At 70.7% G+C, this 16456-nt stretch carries 11 protein-coding genes; all 11 read left to right on the top strand.

Annotation, left to right across the window (positions count from 1 at the left end; all coding sequences use genetic code 11):
- Positions 1-27 precede the first annotated feature (27 nt).
- The 11 genes from BLU77_RS20045 (at position 28) to BLU77_RS19995 (ending at position 16435) form a co-directional block, all read left to right on the top strand.
- Entirely contained in the window at positions 28-1641 is a 1614-nt protein-coding gene (locus tag BLU77_RS20045; protein ID WP_089775085.1) for an FAD-dependent oxidoreductase, read from the top strand.
- A 59-nt stretch (positions 1642-1700) separates the two neighbouring features.
- Positions 1701-2999, top strand: coding sequence for an ABC transporter substrate-binding protein (locus BLU77_RS20040; protein ID WP_089775083.1), 1299 nt, complete (start codon positions 1701-1703; stop codon positions 2997-2999).
- A gap of 3 nt (positions 3000-3002) precedes the next feature.
- Complete coding sequence (locus BLU77_RS20035) at positions 3003-3950, top strand: carbohydrate ABC transporter permease (RefSeq protein WP_089775081.1); 948 nt, start codon at positions 3003-3005, stop codon at positions 3948-3950.
- On the top strand, positions 3940-4773 hold the full coding sequence (locus BLU77_RS20030) for a carbohydrate ABC transporter permease (RefSeq protein ID WP_089775079.1): 834 nt from the start codon (positions 3940-3942) through the stop codon (positions 4771-4773). The genes BLU77_RS20035 and BLU77_RS20030 overlap by 11 nt, the downstream gene beginning before the upstream one ends.
- A gap of 80 nt (positions 4774-4853) precedes the next feature.
- Complete coding sequence (locus tag BLU77_RS22985) at positions 4854-7283, top strand: DUF4127 family protein (RefSeq protein ID WP_089775077.1); 2430 nt, start codon at positions 4854-4856, stop codon at positions 7281-7283.
- A 16-nt stretch (positions 7284-7299) separates the two neighbouring features.
- Positions 7300-7959 carry a Maf family protein gene (locus tag BLU77_RS20020; protein ID WP_089775075.1) on the top strand — a complete coding sequence of 220 codons (660 nt, stop codon included), beginning with the start codon at positions 7300-7302 and terminating at the stop codon, positions 7957-7959.
- Positions 7960-7992: 33 nt separating this feature from the next.
- Entirely contained in the window at positions 7993-11265 is a 3273-nt protein-coding gene (locus BLU77_RS20015) for a S41 family peptidase (RefSeq protein ID WP_089775073.1), read from the top strand.
- A gap of 278 nt (positions 11266-11543) precedes the next feature.
- Entirely contained in the window at positions 11544-13385 is a 1842-nt protein-coding gene (locus BLU77_RS20010; RefSeq protein ID WP_089775071.1) for an ATP-binding protein, read from the top strand.
- Positions 13386-13610: 225 nt separating this feature from the next.
- Positions 13611-14525: an NUDIX domain-containing protein gene (locus BLU77_RS20005; RefSeq protein WP_089775070.1), complete on the top strand. Its 915-nt coding sequence runs from the start codon at positions 13611-13613 to the stop codon at positions 14523-14525.
- 64 nt (positions 14526-14589) lie between these two features.
- Positions 14590-15534 carry a 2,3,4,5-tetrahydropyridine-2,6-dicarboxylate N-succinyltransferase gene (gene dapD, locus BLU77_RS20000; protein WP_089775068.1) on the top strand — a complete coding sequence of 315 codons (945 nt, stop codon included), beginning with the start codon at positions 14590-14592 and terminating at the stop codon, positions 15532-15534.
- A complete protein-coding gene (locus BLU77_RS19995) occupies positions 15524-16435 on the top strand; it encodes a hypothetical protein (protein ID WP_089775066.1) in 912 nt (303 codons plus the stop codon). Before dapD ends, BLU77_RS19995 begins: the two co-directional genes overlap by 11 nt.
- Positions 16436-16456 lie beyond the last annotated feature (21 nt).

The raw sequence follows: 16456 nt of genomic DNA, 5'->3' as shown, positions 1-16456 counted from the left end.
CATCACCACAACGAAAGGCGTCATCACGTGCCCGAAGCACAGACACAGATCCTCGTCGTCGGCGGCGGACTCGGAGGGGTCGCCGCAGCGCTGGCCGCAGCGGACCACGGAGCCGATGTGATCCTGACCGATGAGTTCGACTGGCTCGGCGGCCAGTCCACCTCCCAAGCGGTGCCCCCCGACGAGCACTCCTGGATCGAGGACTTCGGGTGCACAGCGCGCTACCGGCGCTTCCGCGACGGGATCCGCGACCACTACCGCCGGCACTACCCGCTCACCGACGCCGCGCGGGGACGCACAGACCTGAACCCCGGGGCGGGCTGGGTCTCGAAGCTCTGCCACGAACCGCGTGTCGCAGTCGCTGTGATCGAGGAGATGCTCGCCGCGCATCGCGGGACCGGCAAGATTCAGGTGATCCAACCGGTGCGGCCGATCGCCGCCACCATGGACGGTCACCGCGTGCGCACCGTCGAGCTGGAGGACGTGGGCACCGGTACGCGCACCACGGTGGTCGCCGATTACGTCGTGGACGCGACGGAGACCGGCGAACTGCTGCCGCTGACCGGTACCGAGTACGTGCTCGGCTTCGAGTCGCGCGCCGAGACCGGCGAACCGAGTGCACCGGAGGTGGCCCAGCCGGAGAACGTGCAGGCGATGAGCGTGTGTTTCGCGGTCGACCACGTGGACGGCGATCACACCATCGACCGCCCCGAGCAGTACGACTACTGGCGCACCTACACCACGCACTACTGGGGCGCGAACTTGCTCAGCTGGAGCGCCCCGAACCCGCGCACCCTCGAGATCACGCACCGGCACTTCTCCCCGAACCCTGGCGATGACCCGCTCACCGTGGTGGCCGACCAAGCGGTCAATGCCGGGGACGGGAACCTGTGGACGTTCCGCCGGATCCTCGCCCGGGACATGTTCACCCCCGGCTCCTACGACAGCGACATCACGCTCGTGAACTGGCCGAGCATCGACTACTTCGACGGGCCGCTCATCGACGTCCCCGCCGACGTCGCGGCCCAGCGGCTGCACGCCGCCAAGCAGCTGAGCCTGTCGATGCTGTACTGGATGCAGACCGAGGCGCCCCGGCCCGACGGCGGTACCGGATGGCCCGGCCTGCGGCTGCGCGGCGATGTCGTCGGAACCGACGACGGGCTGGCGATGGCGCCATACCACCGGGAGAGCCGGCGCATCCGCGCCCTGGAAACGGTCTGCGAGCAGGACGTCTCGCTCGCCGTCCGCGGCGACCGTGGCGCGCGCCGCTACCCGGACAGTGTGGGCATCGGCATGTACCGCATCGATCTGCACCCCTCCACCGGCGGCGACAACTACATCGACGTCGGCGCCGAGCCGTTCGAGATCCCGCTCGGTGCGCTGATCCCCCAGTCCACCACGAACCTGCTCGCGGGCTGCAAGAACATCGGCACCACCCACATCACCAACGGCTGCTACCGCCTGCACCCGGTGGAGTGGAACATCGGTGAAGTTGCCGGACTACTCGCCGCCGAGTGCCTCAAGCAGGGCACCACGCCGCACCAGGTGCATGGCAGCCGCACCCTCACCGACGACCTGCAGGCCGCACTCGTGACCGATGGCGTCGAGCTGCACTGGCCCGACGGCGTCCAGGGCTACTGACAGTTCCCATCCCGACCCGGCCGTCGCACGCGCAACGGTCACCCAGAAGAGGAGTCACCATGGTTCACCGTAGATCCGTCCCCGCTCTCGCCTCACTCGCGCTCGCGGGCCTTGCGCTCGCCGCCTGCACGTCGGGCGGAACCGACGGCGCAACCCCTGACCCGGCCGACGGTAGCGTCGACCTGCGGATGACCGTCTGGACCTCCGACGAGGGACACCTCGCCCTGTTCGACGAGATCGCCGACGGCTACATCGAGGAGAACCCGGAGCTCGTCTCCTCGGTCACGTTCGAGACCGTGCCCTTCGACGACTACACGAGCACGCTCACCACCCAACTCGCCGGCGGGAACACCCCAGACCTGGGCTGGGTCTTCGAGTCCAATGCGCCCGAGTTCGTCTCCTCCGGTGCTCTCACGGACGTGCGGCCGGCCCTCGCTGGCAGCGAGGGGTACGAGTTCGACGACATCGTGCCCAGCGCGCTCGACCTGTGGTCCGAGGGTGAGGGGCTGTACGCCTACCCGTTCTCGAACTCGCCCTTCGTCATGTTCGTGAACACCGACCGGATCGCCGAGTCCGGGCAGGACGACCCCGCGGACCTGGTCTCCTCCGACGAGTGGACCTGGGACAGCGCGCGCGACATCTCCGCTGCGAGCGCCGAGCAGCTCGGCGGTGCCGGCCTCGTCGTTCGTGACTTCGACTACAGCGACTGGGGCAACCTCGCCACCGTGTGGGGCGGCTGGGACGCCGCACCGTGGTCGGAGGACGGGACCACCTGCACCTTCACCGACCCGGCCATGGTCGACGCGATGACCTGGATCCACGATGCTGCATTCGCCGACGGGGCCATGCCCGGCCCGGGGACGAGCGCCGACTTCTTCGCCGGCGATGTGACCATGACTGTCACCCAGATCTCCCGCGCGGCAGCCCTCGACGGCAGTTTCGAGTGGGACGTCCTGCCGCTGCCCGCCGGACCGGCAGGTCAGCAGAACATCATCGGGCAGGCAGGTGTCGGCGTCTTCGAGAATGGCGAGAACCCCGAGATCGCGGCCGACTTCCTGGCCCACTTCACCTCGCCGGAGAGCGCGGAGCAGCTCGCCACGTACTTTCCGCCGCCACGGGAGTCGCTGCTGAACGCACAGACCCTCGCCGACGCGAACCCACTGCTGAGCGAGGACCAGCTGGAATCCGTCGTCGTCGGCGGTATCACCGACGCCATCACGAAGCCGGCGCACCCGAACTTCGCGCAACTGCAGACCACCATCCGCGGCGAGCTGGACGCCCTGTGGACCGCAGACGCCGACGTCGAGGCTGTCCTCGCGAACGTGTGCTCGGCCGCCGACCCGCTCCTGCAGGACTGAGCCATGACCGATCTGACCACGGCCGGGCCCGGGCGTGTGACCACAGCCGCGCCCGGGCGGCGCACGCGCCCGTCTACCTGGCGCCGCCGCGATGCCATCGCCGGCTACCTTTTCGCTGCCCCGGCCGTGGTCGGGTCGCTCGCCTTCGTCATCGCACCGCTGATCGCAGTGGTCTGGTACAGCCTGCACGAGTGGAACGTGCTCGCCAGCACGTTCACGTTCGAAGGCGCCGGCAACTACGAACGGATGCTCGCTGATACTGCGCTGCACGACTCGCTCACGGCGAGCGCGTGGTTCTCCCTCGGCGTGCTCGTCCTGAACATCTCGCTCGCGCTCGGCCTCGCCGTGCTGCTCAACCAGCGCCTGCCCGGGACGACATTCTTCCGCGTGGCCTTCTTCTCCCCCGTGGTGGTCTCACTGGTCGCCTGGACGATCGTGTGGGGATTCCTGCTCCAGGTCGACGGTGGGATCAACTCATTCCTCGCCACCTTCGGCATCACGGGACCGAACTGGCTGCGCACCTCCATCACCGCGATGATCGCGGTGGTCGTGGTGCAGGTCTTCAAGAACGTCGGGCTGAACATGATCCTGTTCCTCTCCGCGCTCCAAGGTGTGCCGGAGGAGATCCAGGAGGCCGCCACTCTCGACGGAGCGGGCGCTTGGCGGCGGTTCTGGTCGGTCACCGTCCCGATGATCAGCCCCACCATCCTGCTGGTCTCGATCCTCACCGTGGTGGGCTCTCTGGAGACGTTCGCACTCATCGACGTGCTCACCCAGGGCGGACCGGGCAATTCCACGACCGTGCTCGTGTACTACCTGTACCGCCAAGCGTTCCAGTTCAACGAGTTCGGCTACGCCAGCGCCATCGCGGTGCTGCTGTTCCTGATCGTCCTCGCCCTCACCCTCGTGCAGTGGCAGACCCGAAAGCGGTGGGTGCACCATGAAGCCTAAGTTCCTGCGTGGGATCCTGGTGGTCGTGCTGGCGCTGCTGGCGCTGCCGTTCCTGTTCCCCACCTGGTGGATGGCCACCTCGTCGCTGAAGACCACCAGCGAGATCCTGCAGCGACCTCCGACGATCTGGCCCGAGGCCCCCTCGGGGGCACCCTACGGTGAGGTCTTCGCACTGCAGCCGTTCGCGCAGCAGTACTGGAACTCGCTCTACATCGCGGCCCTGGTCACCGTGGGCACCATCTTCGTGGCAGCACTGGCCGGGTACGCCTTCGCGCGCATCCCGTTCAAGGGAGCGAACCTGTTGTTCCTCGTGGTGCTCGCCGGGATGCTGGTGCCCTCCGAGGTCACGATCGTGCCCCTTTTTCGGATGGTCAACACCCTCGGCCTGATCGACACACACTGGCCGTTGATCGTCATCCCGATCCTCGGCGCACCCAGCGTGCTGGCCACGTTCATCATGCGGCAGTTCTTCATCACGCTCCCGCACGAGCTCGAGGAGGCCGGTCGGATGGACGGGCTAGGGCGCTGGGGCATGTTCGCCAAGATCGCATTCCCGCTGGCCGGACCCGCGATCGCCGCCGTCTCGATCTTCACCTTCCTGAAGTCATGGAACATGTACCTGGAACCGATCGTGTACCTGTCCAGCCGCGAGAACTTCACCCTCCCGCAGGCACTCACCCAGTACGTCGACGCCTACGGCGGCCCGATCTGGAACGTCCAGCTCGCCGCCACCACACTGACCGTCATCCCGGTGCTGATCGTCTTCATCTTCGCCCAACGTCAGTTCATCCAAGGGCTCGCCCAGACCGGGCTCAAGGGTTGACGTCCGACCCACTCCCATCTCCGAGCATCGTCGCCGACCAATGGACCGGGCCGCACCGTCGCCGCCCAGGAAAGGACACCATGCGTCACCTCACCGCACTCCTGACCACCGCGAGCCTCCTCGCTGCCTCACTGACCGCAGCGGCTCCCGCGCATGCCGACAGACCGGCTACTCCACCCGCCGATGCTGGACCACCGACGTCGCTCGGTGACATCGCCGTCGTGCCCCTCGACGACCGCCCCTTCCCTGCCATGACACCTGTGGAGATGGCCGCCATCGGCGGCCACTCCGCCCTCACCCCGGAGACCGACCTCCTGGGTGAGTTCTTCGACCACGGGGATGCGGACGCCGTCGGGGACTGGTGGGCGGCCACGGCACCGGAGGCGGACGCCTCCGTGCTGGCCCTGCCGATGCTGGCCTACGGCGGACTCGTGGCCTCCCGGACGTGCGCCACGGACCTGGCCACCGCCCGCGAACGCCTGCAGGTGGTCGAGGAGGTCGCGGCCGCGAATCCGGACCAGCCGATCTACGCCTTCGACGTGATCCAGCGGCTCACCATCGCCCCCACCTCCGGCTACCCCGGCATGTACTCCGGGCCCGTCCGCCAGTGGGCGGAGCTGATGGACCAGGTGGAGAACCTGGGCCGGGAGGACCTCCGCGCCGAGTACGAGGAGGTCGCGGCCGAGATCCCGGAGGAGATCAAGAGCGACTACCTGTGTGCCCGGGAGCGCAACCACCAGATCAACCAGGACATGATCCATCTCGCCGCCGCGGGCACCATCGACGTCCTCGTGCTCGGGCAGGACGATGCGAGCGAGTTCGGCCCGCACCGCGCCGAGAAGGAGGCGCTGGCGGCGCTGATCGCGGAGCTGGGCGTCGAGGACCGGGTGAAGATCTACCCGGGCGCGGACGTGCTGGGAGCACTGCTCACCGCCAAGCTGGTGGTGGAGCGCCTGGACGTTCAGCCCAGCGTCGCGGTCGAGTGGTCCCGCACCCCGGGCGAGGACTGGGTGGCGCCCTACCAGGACATCCCCTACGCCGATCTCGTGGACGAATACATCGCCACCCTCGGTGCCGAGCACGCCCCGGCCGCCGAGTCCGACGTGCTGCTGATGGCGAACACGGCCGGCGCCGGATCGCTCGACCCGTTCGTGGACCGGATCCACGAAGCGGTGGCCCGCGGTCGGCTCGTGGCCGTCGGTGACGACGCGGTAGCCGGTGTGGTCGATCCGGAGCTGCGGAACCTGCTCGCCCCTCGCATCGACCTGGCCCGACTCGGCGGCTGGTCCGGCTGGAACGTCGGCATCTCCCTCTCCCAGGCAGTCGTCCGGGCAGCATTCCTGGAGGCGAGTCGCCAGGCTCCCCTGCTCGCCGGGGACGCCGATACCCAGGGAGCCCCGGTCCTGGACGCCCGGCAGGCGCTGCTGCTGGAGTCGGCCACGGCGCACCAGCGGCTTCTCGTGCAGGAGCTGGTGCACACCGACCTGTACCGCAACCACGTACGGACCGCCGTCCGCAACTATGCGGTGGCCGAGGGCGACGACCCGCAGCACTTCACCACCGCGTTCGAGGGCGCGAACGCCCTCGCCACCGACCGCACCGCAGCACTGGCCACACCGTGGTTCGCCGAGGAGTTCACGGGTACCCCCGTACGTCTGGGCAGCGACGGCACCACCGAACGCACCGCCGTCGTGGCTTCGTTGGACTCCCTCGACCTGCACCTGGGCTGGCCGCGGTACCAGGAGCTGGACGTCTTCCCCGAGATCACCCTCACCGAGGGTGAGGCCGCCGCGCCGGTCGCGGTCGCGGTCCTCCCCGCATCCAGCGAGATCCGGCCCGAGACGGAGGTCTCCCTCGACCTGGCGGCCGTGCTGCGCAACGACACGGCTGCCACCCGTGAGGTCGAGGTCACCGTGGCGGCACCGCAGGGATGGACGACGGCGGAGCCCAGCACGGTCTCGCTCGATCCGTTCGAGGTCCGCGAGCTGGCCGCAGAAGTCACGACGGCGGCCCTCGCCCCGGAGCAGCCGGCCACCGTGGAGGTGGTGGTCACCCCGGCCTCGGGGGAACCGACCAGCGCCACCTCCACGGTGATGGCGGTGTGGCGCAACGTGGCCCTCGCCTCCAACGGCGCCACCGTGGCGGCCTCCGGCTCGTGGAGCCGCTACACCCCGGATCTCGCGATCGACGGCAACACCACGAGCACGGGGAGCCGGTGGCTCACCGAGGCCACACCGCCCCACTGGCTCGAGGTGACCTTCGCCGCACCGGAGACGATCGACGCGGTGCAGCTGCACCAGTACGCCGGCTACCTGCTCCACGACTACACGATCTCCGCCGAGGTGGACGGTCAGTGGCAGGTGGTCAACGAGGTGACCGCAAACTCCGAGGTCACCCCGCTGCACCGGTTCGACCCGGTCGAGGCCACTGCGATCCGCCTGGACGTGACAGCCACCGCCGACGGACGGGTCCGCCTGTACGAGGTGGAGGTCACCTGCCGCAGCTGCTGAGCGTAGGGTCGGCCCCGTGTCTGCACCGACCCTGATCCTCGCGTCCGCCTCCCCGGCCCGAGCGGCCCTGCTCCGCTCGGCCGGGGTGGAGCCCGACATCCGGCCCGCCGACGTCGACGAGGAGGCGATCCTCGCCGACGCGGCGGCTACCGCGGGTGTGGCAGCGCTGCCCGTCCCCGACGGGGTGGCGCTGCTCGCTGCCGCCAAGGCCGAGGCGGTCGCGTCCACCGACCTCGGGCGCGCCGGTCGCGGCGCCCTCGTGCTGGGGAGCGACTCGTTGCTCGAGCTGGACGGCGAGGGCCTCGGCAAGCCGCACACCGCCGAGCGGGCTCGGGACCGGTGGCGGCGGATGCGGGGCCGCACCGGGGAGCTGCACACTGGGCACCACCTGATCTGCGTGGAGACCGGTGCCACGGCGTCGGCGGTGTCCAGCACTACGGTGCATTTCGCGAACCTCACCGACGCCGAGATCCACGCCTACGTGGCCACCGGTGAGCCGCTGTCGGTGGCCGGTGCGTTCACGATCGACGGGCTCGGTGGCGCTTTCGTGACCGGGGTCGAGGGCGACCCGCACGGGGTGGTGGGCCTGAGCCTGCCGCTGCTGCGCACGATGCTCGCCGATCTCGGTGTGGCCTGGGTGGATCTCTGGGACCGGCAGGCCGTGAAAAAGGCCTGACCGGACGTCGGCACCCGGGGCTACGGTGAGTCGATGACGTCTGGATACCTGCGCGATCCGCATCTGCACGCCGATCTGGTCACCTTCGTCGCCGCTGACGACGTGTGGCTGGCCCCGACCGATGGCGGCCGCGCCTGGCGGCTCACCCACGACTCCGCCCCGGTGCGGCGGCCCCGGTTCTCCCCGGACGGGCTGCACGTGGCCTTCGTCTCCACGCGCGACGGCCATCCCGAGCTGATGGTGGCCGACGTCGAGACCGGCCAGTCCCGGCGGCTGACCTGGTGGGCCGGCACTGTCACGATCGTGCTCGGCTGGCGGGACGCCGAGACGATCCTGGTGGCCTCGAACGCCGGTGAGGCGAGCATCCGGCACACGGTGGTCAAGGCGGTCCGGATCGACGGCGACACCGAACGACTCACCATCGGCGCCGCCTCCGGGCTTGCCCTGCACCCGGGTGGCGCGATCGCGCTGAGCACGTTCAACGCCCGCGGTCCGGCGATGTGGAAGCGGTATCGCGGCGGGACTGCATCTCGGCTCTGGCTCTTCGACGACGGCTCCTGGCAGCGGCTGCTGCCCGAGGAGCATGCCGGGATGGTGGACCCCCTGTGGGTCGGCGACCGGCTGCTGTTCACCTCTGACCGGGCCGCGGCGTTCCCCGACCGCACCGAGGCGCAGGCGAACCTGTGGGTGTGGGACGCACTCACAGCCGACGCGGCCGACACCGCTGGCGCGCCGCGCCAGCTCACCCATCAGGGCCCCGAGGCGGGGTACGTGCGCGATGCGAGCACCGACGGCGCCCGGCTCGCTTGGCACTCCCGCGGTCGCCTGTGGCTGTTGGAGAGCCTCGACGGCGAGGCTCGGCGGGTGCAGGTGACGCTCCCTGGCACCGCACCGGCCGCCGTCAGCACGCCCGTGACGCGGCTGGATGCGCTGGCTGTGGACCACACCGGTGATCACAGTGTGGTGACCTGGCGCGGCAAGGCCGCCTGGTTGGCACACCGGGACGGCCCGGCCCGCACCCTCGTGGGCGATGCCGCCGTGCGCACCCGTGAACCGGTGGTGCTGGGCCGCACCGGCAGGGTCGCCGTGGTCACCGATGCGGCCGGGCCCGACGCCCTCGAGGTGCACAGCACGGACGGTTCCGCACCCCCGCAGCGGATGCTCGCCGGTCGGCTCGGCCGGGTACTCCACCTGGCCGCCGACCCGGCCGGTGCTCGCCTGGCGGCGATCTCCCACGATGGGTGGGTCCGGTTGATCACGCTGGCCGACGGCGGCGGGCAGCCCCTGGTCCGGGACGTCACCCGATCCGCGTTCGGTGAGTCGCTCACGCCGTCGTTCTCTCCCGACGGGCGCTACCTGGTCTGGTCCGAGCCGACCGACGGCGAGTCCGGCTGCCACCGGGTGATGCTGCTGGACACGGCTGGCGAGGCCGCACCCGTGGCGCTCACCTCCGGCCAGTTCCACGACCGGTGCCCCGCGATCACCTCCGACGGCAAGCACGTGGTGTTCCTCTCGGACCGCACCTTCGACCCGCAGTACGACGCGCACGCCTTCGCGCTCGCGTTCTCCGGGGCCACCCGGCCCTGGCTCATCCCCCTCGCGGCGCGCGAGGCCGCACCGTTCGGCCCGAGCCTGACCGGCCGGCCGATCGCCCCGGACTCGAGCTCCGGTTCGGCGAACGCCGGGGCCGACGGCGAGCAGCCAGCACCTGCCAGTCCGGACGTGGACGCCGAGGGTGCGGAGGAACGGATCACCCCCTTCCCGGTGCCGTCCGCGCGGTACCGGGACCTGCGGGTGGTCGACGGTGGCGTGGTGTGGATCGCCGAGACGGACGACGCCGGCGTGCTCGGCACCCGGCGCGCCGGCGTGGAGGGTGAGCCCGCCGCCGACGCGATCCACCGGTGGTCCTTCGCCGAACGCACCCTGACCACCATCGTGGACAAGGCCACCTCCTACACAGTCAGCGGGGACGGCATCCAGCTGGTCGTCCTGCACAGCAACGGCAACGAAACGCCCACCGTCACGGTCACGCCCGCCACGCGCAAGCCCGAGGACGAGGACCCGGGCGTGGTCACCGTGGACCTGAGCCGGCTGCGGGTGCCGATGAACCCGACCGCCGAGTGGCGGCAGATGTTCAACGAGACCACCCGCCTGATGGCCGACCACTACTGGCGCGAGGACATGAACGGCGTGGACTGGGACGCCGTCGTGGATCGGTGGCGACCGGTGGTGGACCAGGTACGCAGCCACGACGAGCTCGTGGACCTGCTCTGGGAGACGGTCGGCGAGCTGAACACCTCGCACGCCTATGTGATCCCCGCCGAGAACGGCGACCGGGACCGAGCCGCCCGTCGGCTGGGGCTGCTCGGAGCCGACCTGGCCCGCACCGACTCCGGCTGGCAGATCACCCGGATCCTGCCCGGGGAGTCGAGCGACCCGCAGGCTCGTTCGCCGCTGCGTGCGGCCGGGGTGGACGCGGCGGTCGGGGACCTGGTGGTGGCCGTGGACGGCCAGTCGGTGGACGTGGCAGCCGGACCGGGCCCGCTGCTGGTAGGCGCGGCGGACAAACCGGTGGAGCTGACCTTGCGGCGCGGCACCGAGGACCGCCGCGTGGTGGTGGTGCCGCTCGCGAGCGAGGAAGTGCTGCGGTACCAGGACTGGGTGCGCTCCCGCCGGGAGTACGTCCGTGCCCGCAGTGGCGGACGGCTCGGCTACCTGCACGTGCCGGACATGATGAGCAACGGGTGGGCGCAGCTGCACCGCGACTTGCGGGTGGCCAGCCGTGCTGAGGGCATCGTCGCCGATGTTCGCTACAACCGTGGCGGGCACACCAGCCAGCTCGTGGTAGCCAAATTGGCCGCGCGGGTGGTCGGCTGGGGCACCGCGAGGCACGAGGACGAGCCGATGAGCTATCCGGACGCGGCACCGCGCGGGCCGGTGGTACTGGTGGCGAACGAGTTCTCCGGCTCCGACGGTGACATCGTCAATGCTGCCGCTCAGGCACTCGAGCTGGGCCCGGTCGTGGGCGTGCGCACCTGGGGCGGAGTGATCGGTATCGACGGACGCTACGACCTGGTGGACGGAACCAGCGTGACCCAGCCTCGATACGCGACCTGGCTGGCCGGCAAGGGGTGGGGCGTGGAGAACTACGGGGTCGATCCGGACATCGAGGTGCAGCACACACCGGCCGACCTGTTCGCCGAGGACGACCCGCAGCTGGATCGGGCGATCGCCGAGGCGCTGGGCCGGCTCGAGTCGAACCCGGCGGCGAGCGGGCCACCGCTGCCCGAGCCACGGGTGCGCTGAGCGGGTCACGCGCGAGGGGCGCGGCGCGCAGGTAAAGACCTGATGACCAACAGCAGACGTCGCCTTTGTGCGGCTCGGACTATGGTCGAGGCACAGAACCTGCGGTTCATGGCGTCGATTTGTGGGATATCTACAAACAAGTGCCGAGCCGGTTGCTGGGGCGAACAGACTTCCGGGCGAACCGGTGCGGTGGTTGGGTAGGACGAACCCGGCGTACTAGCGTGAACCGTCGCGGCCGCTCCAGGGCCGCGGCAGTGCGAGGACCTAGAGGAGAGTGCATGTCGACGAGCGCAGCGCCGGACGTATCACCCCACCCGCCCGGCAAAGTGCTCATCGCCAACCGTGGCGAGATCGCCGTCCGGGTGGCCCGTGCCTGCCGTGACGCCGGTCTGACCTCGGTCGGTGTCTATGCGGACTCGGACCGGGACGCCCAGCACGTGCTCCTCACCGATGAGGCGTTCGCCCTGCACGGATCCCGCGCCGCCGAGACCTATCTCGACATGGGCAAGATCCTCGATGTTGCCCGCCGTTCCGGGGCGGACGCGGTGCACCCCGGATACGGGTTCCTCTCCGAGAACGCGGAGTTCGCTCGCGCGGTGATCGCCGCGGGCCTCACCTGGATCGGCCCCCCGCCGGACGCCATCGACGCCCTCGGGGACAAGGTCAGCGCCCGGCACATCGCCCAGCGCGCCGGCGCACCGTTGGTGGCCGGCACCCCGGACCCGGTCTCGGACGCGAGCGAGGTGCACGCCTTCGCCGCCGAGCACGGCCTGCCCATCGCGATCAAGGCGGCCTTCGGTGGCGGTGGCCGCGGGCTCAAGGTGGCCCGCACTGCCGACGAGATCGACGGCATGTTCGAGTCGGCCGTGCGCGAGGCCACCGCGGCGTTCGGCCGCGGCGAGTGCTTCGTGGAGCGGTTCCTGGACCGCCCCCGGCACGTGGAGACCCAGTGCCTGGCCGACAATCACGGCACCGTGGTGGTCGTCTCCACCCGCGACTGCACACTCCAGCGCCGTCACCAGAAGCTCGTGGAGGAGGCGCCCGCGCCGTTCCTCACGCCCGAGCAGGATGCCCAGCTGCGAGAGTCCTCGATCGCGATCCTGGAAGAGGCCGGCTACCGCGGCGCCGGCACCTGCGAGTTCCTCATCGGTACCGACGGCACCATCTCCTTCCTCGAGGTGAACACACGCCTGCAGGTGGAGCACTGCGTCACCGAGGAGGTCGCCGGGATCGACCTGGTACGTGAGCAGTTCCGGATCGCTGCGGGCGAGGAGCTCGGGTACACCGAGGTGACCACCCGTGGCCACTCCTTCGAGTTCCGCATCAACGGCGAGGACCCGCACCACAACTTCCTTCCGGCTCCAGGCACCATCTCCACGCTGCGCTGGCCCGCCGGTCCCGGGGTGCGGGTGGACTCCGGGGTGGTGGCCGGGGACACCATCTCCGGTGCCTTCGACTCGATGCTCGCCAAGGTGATCGTCACCGGCGCCACGCGCACCGAAGCACTACAGCGGGCCCGGCGTGCGATCGGCGAGACCGAGGTGGTCGGCATCCCGACCGTGCTCCCCTTCTTCCGTGCCGTGCTCGCCGACGAGGAGTTCGCCGCCGACCAGCTCGAGAACTTCCGGGTCTACACCACCTGGATCGAGAACGAGTTCGCGGCACGGCTCGCGGCCGGTCGCGCACCGGAGGCGCCGGCAGCTCCGGCGGCCCCGCCGGCCGAGCCCGAGGGTGGGGTCGAGCGTGTCGTGGTGGAGGTCGGTGGTAAGCGCCTGGAGGTCGTGCTGCCCGCAGGGTTGAGCATCGGCGGTGCCGGCGGAGGCCGCGGACGTCGCACCAGCCGGCCGAGTCGCCGCAACGGGCGTTCCGCCGGGGCTCCCGCCGGAGGCAACTCGCTCGCCTCACCGATGCAGGGCACCATCGTGAAGGTCGCCGTGGCCGACGGAGAACTGGTCGCCGAGGGGGACCTGGTGGTGGTCCTCGAGGCGATGAAGATGGAGCAGCCGCTGGTGGCCCACCGGGCCGGGCGCGTGCACGGGCTGAGCGCGGCCGTGGGGCAGACGGTCAGCTCCGGCACGGTGATCTGCCAGATCGACGAGATGCCCGAGAGCGGCGACTGACCTGCGGATCCACCGCCGCACTCCCCCACATCCCGCCCCTCGCTGCAGGCCACGTCACCGCCCGCCACGTCACCGGGGGTGAAGTTGACGTCGGTGATGCGCCGATAATCGACGTCAACTTCACCGAATCGCGGCCTACCGACGCCCAGCTCACCCCCGGTGGGAACGGTGGGCGGGACGGCGGTGGGATAGGTCCGGCCACGGACTCCGCCGTAGGCTGACCACGTGCCCGACCAGCCCGATCCCAGCCGCCGCCCGGCCGACTGGCGACCCGAGGGGCCCTGGGAAAGCTGGGTGGAGTGCGGATGCGGCGCTCGCCATTGGGGGCGCAGCGGCGCGGCCGGCCTGCTGATCCTGGACGACGGTGACGGGAGCGGGAACAGGAGCGACGCCGTCGGGCGGGTGCTCCTGCAGCACCGGGCCACCTGGACCCACCACGGCGACACCTGGGGCGTTCCCGGCGGGGCCCTGCGGCCCGGCGAGAGCGCCTGGGAGGGGGCGGTCCGGGAGGCGATCGAGGAGGCCGGCGTGGACGGCGATGCCCTCGCCCCACTGGCCACCTCGGTGCTCACCCATCCCGACTGGAGCTACACCACGGTGCTCGCCCGCGCCACCGGCCCACTCACCGCCCGACCCACCGACGCCGAGAGCGCCGCGATCGAGTGGGTGAACGCCGCCGACGTGGAGCGACTGCCCCTGTTGCCTGCCTTCGCTGACGCCTGGCCCAGACTTCAGCACATGCTCACGCAGCGCCCCACCCTCGTGGTGGATGCGGCGAACGTGGTCGGCTCCCGTCCGGACGGGTGGTGGAAGGACCGCGCAGGAGCCACCCGCCGGCTGCTGGCACGCCTGGAGAAAGCGGTTCTCGACGGCGTCCCCTCGGCCGTCCTCGGCCTGCCCGGCGACCTCTGGTGGCCGGACATCGTGCTGGTCACCGAGGGAGCGGCGCGGGCTGCGGGAGCCGGGGAGCGGGTACGCGTGGTGGCAGCGCCCGGGGAGGGGGATGACGAGATCGTCGCCCAGGTACGGGCGCTGCGGGAGACCGGTGCGGAGCCCGTGGTCGTGGCCACCGCGGACCGCGAGCTGATCGCCCGGGTGAGCGCACTCGGGGCCGGGCACACCGGACCACGCACTGTGTGAGTCGCGCCGGCGGTATCGGCGCCACCGGGTCCGCCGGGCCGACAGCGGTCGGTACGCTGGAGCCATGACACGCACTGCCTGGGGAATCGGACTCGCCACACTCACCGCCGAGGATCAGATGCTCGACATCTGGTACCCGAGCCCGGCCCTGGGTGACCAGCCGGCGCAGAGCACCGGACCGTACGGCGTGCCCGCCGATCTCGCGTCCCTGGCCGTGACCGATACGGCGCGCAAGACCCGCCAGGTGGTCGAGCACCGCACCATCGACCTGGACGCCGCCCCCACCGACACCGCGGACGCCTACCTGCGGCTGCACCTGCTCTCCCACCGGCTCGTGCAGCCGAACAGCATCAACCTGGACGGCCTGTTCGCCGTGCTGCCGAACGTGGTGTGGACCTCGGCCGGCCCGTGCGCCGTCGCCAACTTCGAGAAGACGCGGCTCTCGCTCCGGGCCGCGCACAAGGGCGCCACCGTGACCGTCTACGGGGTGGACAAGTTCCCCCGGATGACCGACTACGTCGTCCCCTCCGGGGTGCGCGTCGCCGATGCCGACCGGGTGCGCCTGGGTGCTCACCTCGCCGAGGGCACCACGGTGATGCACGAGGGGTTCGTGAACTTCAACGCCGGCACCCTCGGTGCCTCCATGGTGGAGGGCCGGATCTCCCAAGGTGTGGTGGTCGCGGATGGGTCCGACATCGGCGGCGGTGCCTCCATCATGGGCACCCTCTCCGGGGGCGGTAGCCACAAGATCTCCATCGGTGCCCGCTGCCTGCTCGGCGCGAACGCCGGGATCGGCATCTCCCTCGGCGACGACTGCGTGGTGGAAGCCGGCCTGTACGTGACCGCGGGCACGAAGATCACCCTTGGCGAGGGTCAGGTAGTCAGCGCTCGCGACCTCTCCGGCACGCCGAACCTGCTGTTCCGGCGGAACTCCACCACCGGTGTGGTCGAGGCCATCGAACGCAGCGGCGCGGGGATCCAGCTGAACTCCGCGCTGCATGCCCAGTAGCCGGCGGCGTCGGAAAAGCCCGCTGCGGCGGGCTGTCGCGTTGCTCGGAGCATTGGCCCTGGTGATCACCGCCGGGGTGCTGGTGTGGAACCATGTCGGCCGGTCAGGGCCGCCGATCGTGCAGCGGTGTATCGCCTCGGCCGACGCCGAGACCGCGGCCGCGCTGGACCCGGAACAGGCCGGGAATGCGGCACTGATCGCAGCGATCACCACGGAGCGAGGGCTCCCCGCCCGGGCACTCACCATCGCCCTGGCCACGGCGATGCAGGAGTCGAAGATCCGCAACATCGACTACGGCGACCGCGACTCGCTCGGCATCTTCCAGCAGCGCCCGTCGCAGGGCTGGGGCACCGAGGAGCAGGTGCAGGACCCCCACTACGCCACGAACGCCTTCTACGACGCGCTCGTCCAGGTGGACGGCTACCAGGACATGGAGATCACGGTGGCTGCGCAGGAGGTGCAGCGCTCCGGCTTCCCGGACGCCTACGCCCAGCACGAGACGCTGGCGCGCCTGTTCGCCTCTGGTCTCACCGGCTACAGCGAAGCATCCGTGGTGTGCCGGCTCGGTGCAGCCACCGAGGTGGAGCGGGCCGAGATGCCCGAGGCTGTGCAGGAACGCCTGGCCCTGGACCTGCCCAGCCTCGCTGCCGAGCAGGAGGAGCACGACGGCGCAACGCACCTGCGTATCGACGTCACCCCGCTCGGGGGTGCCGAGCCGGGACGGTCGGCCTGGGCCGTGGCCTCCTGGGCCGTCATGACGGCGGAGCTCACCGGGGTCTCCGAGGTGAGCGTGGCAGGTCAGCAGTGGGATCGCGCCGACGGTGCCAATGCCGCCTGGCAGCCGGTGCCCGAGGACCACCCGGCAGCCGGCGACCCGGTCGGCACGGTGCGCATCGGCTAGACAGGGCTGGCCAGCCACTAC

It is taken from the genome of Ruania alba, from assembly GCF_900105765.1.
GTDB lineage: Bacteria > Actinomycetota > Actinomycetes > Actinomycetales > Beutenbergiaceae > Ruania > Ruania alba.
The sequence above is the reverse complement of the archived record's forward strand: the minus strand, read 5'-3'. Positions and strand labels throughout refer to the sequence as shown.

Bases quoted from the DNA above. Each gene is read 5' to 3' on its own strand.
- BLU77_RS20040 (WP_089775083.1), top strand. From the start codon at position 1,701: ATGGTTCACCGTAGATCCGTCCCCGCTCTCGCCTCACTCGCGCTCGCG.
- BLU77_RS20035 (WP_089775081.1), top strand. From the start codon at position 3,003: ATGACCGATCTGACCACGGCCGGGCCCGGGCGTGTGACCACAGCCGCG.
- BLU77_RS20030 (WP_089775079.1), top strand. From the start codon at position 3,940: ATGAAGCCTAAGTTCCTGCGTGGGATCCTGGTGGTCGTGCTGGCGCTG.
- BLU77_RS22985 (WP_089775077.1), top strand. From the start codon at position 4,854: ATGCGTCACCTCACCGCACTCCTGACCACCGCGAGCCTCCTCGCTGCC.
- BLU77_RS20015 (WP_089775073.1), top strand. From the start codon at position 7,993: ATGACGTCTGGATACCTGCGCGATCCGCATCTGCACGCCGATCTGGTC.
- BLU77_RS20010 (WP_089775071.1), top strand. From the start codon at position 11,544: ATGTCGACGAGCGCAGCGCCGGACGTATCACCCCACCCGCCCGGCAAA.
- dapD (WP_089775068.1), top strand. From the start codon at position 14,590: ATGACACGCACTGCCTGGGGAATCGGACTCGCCACACTCACCGCCGAG.
- BLU77_RS19995 (WP_089775066.1), top strand. From the start codon at position 15,524: ATGCCCAGTAGCCGGCGGCGTCGGAAAAGCCCGCTGCGGCGGGCTGTC.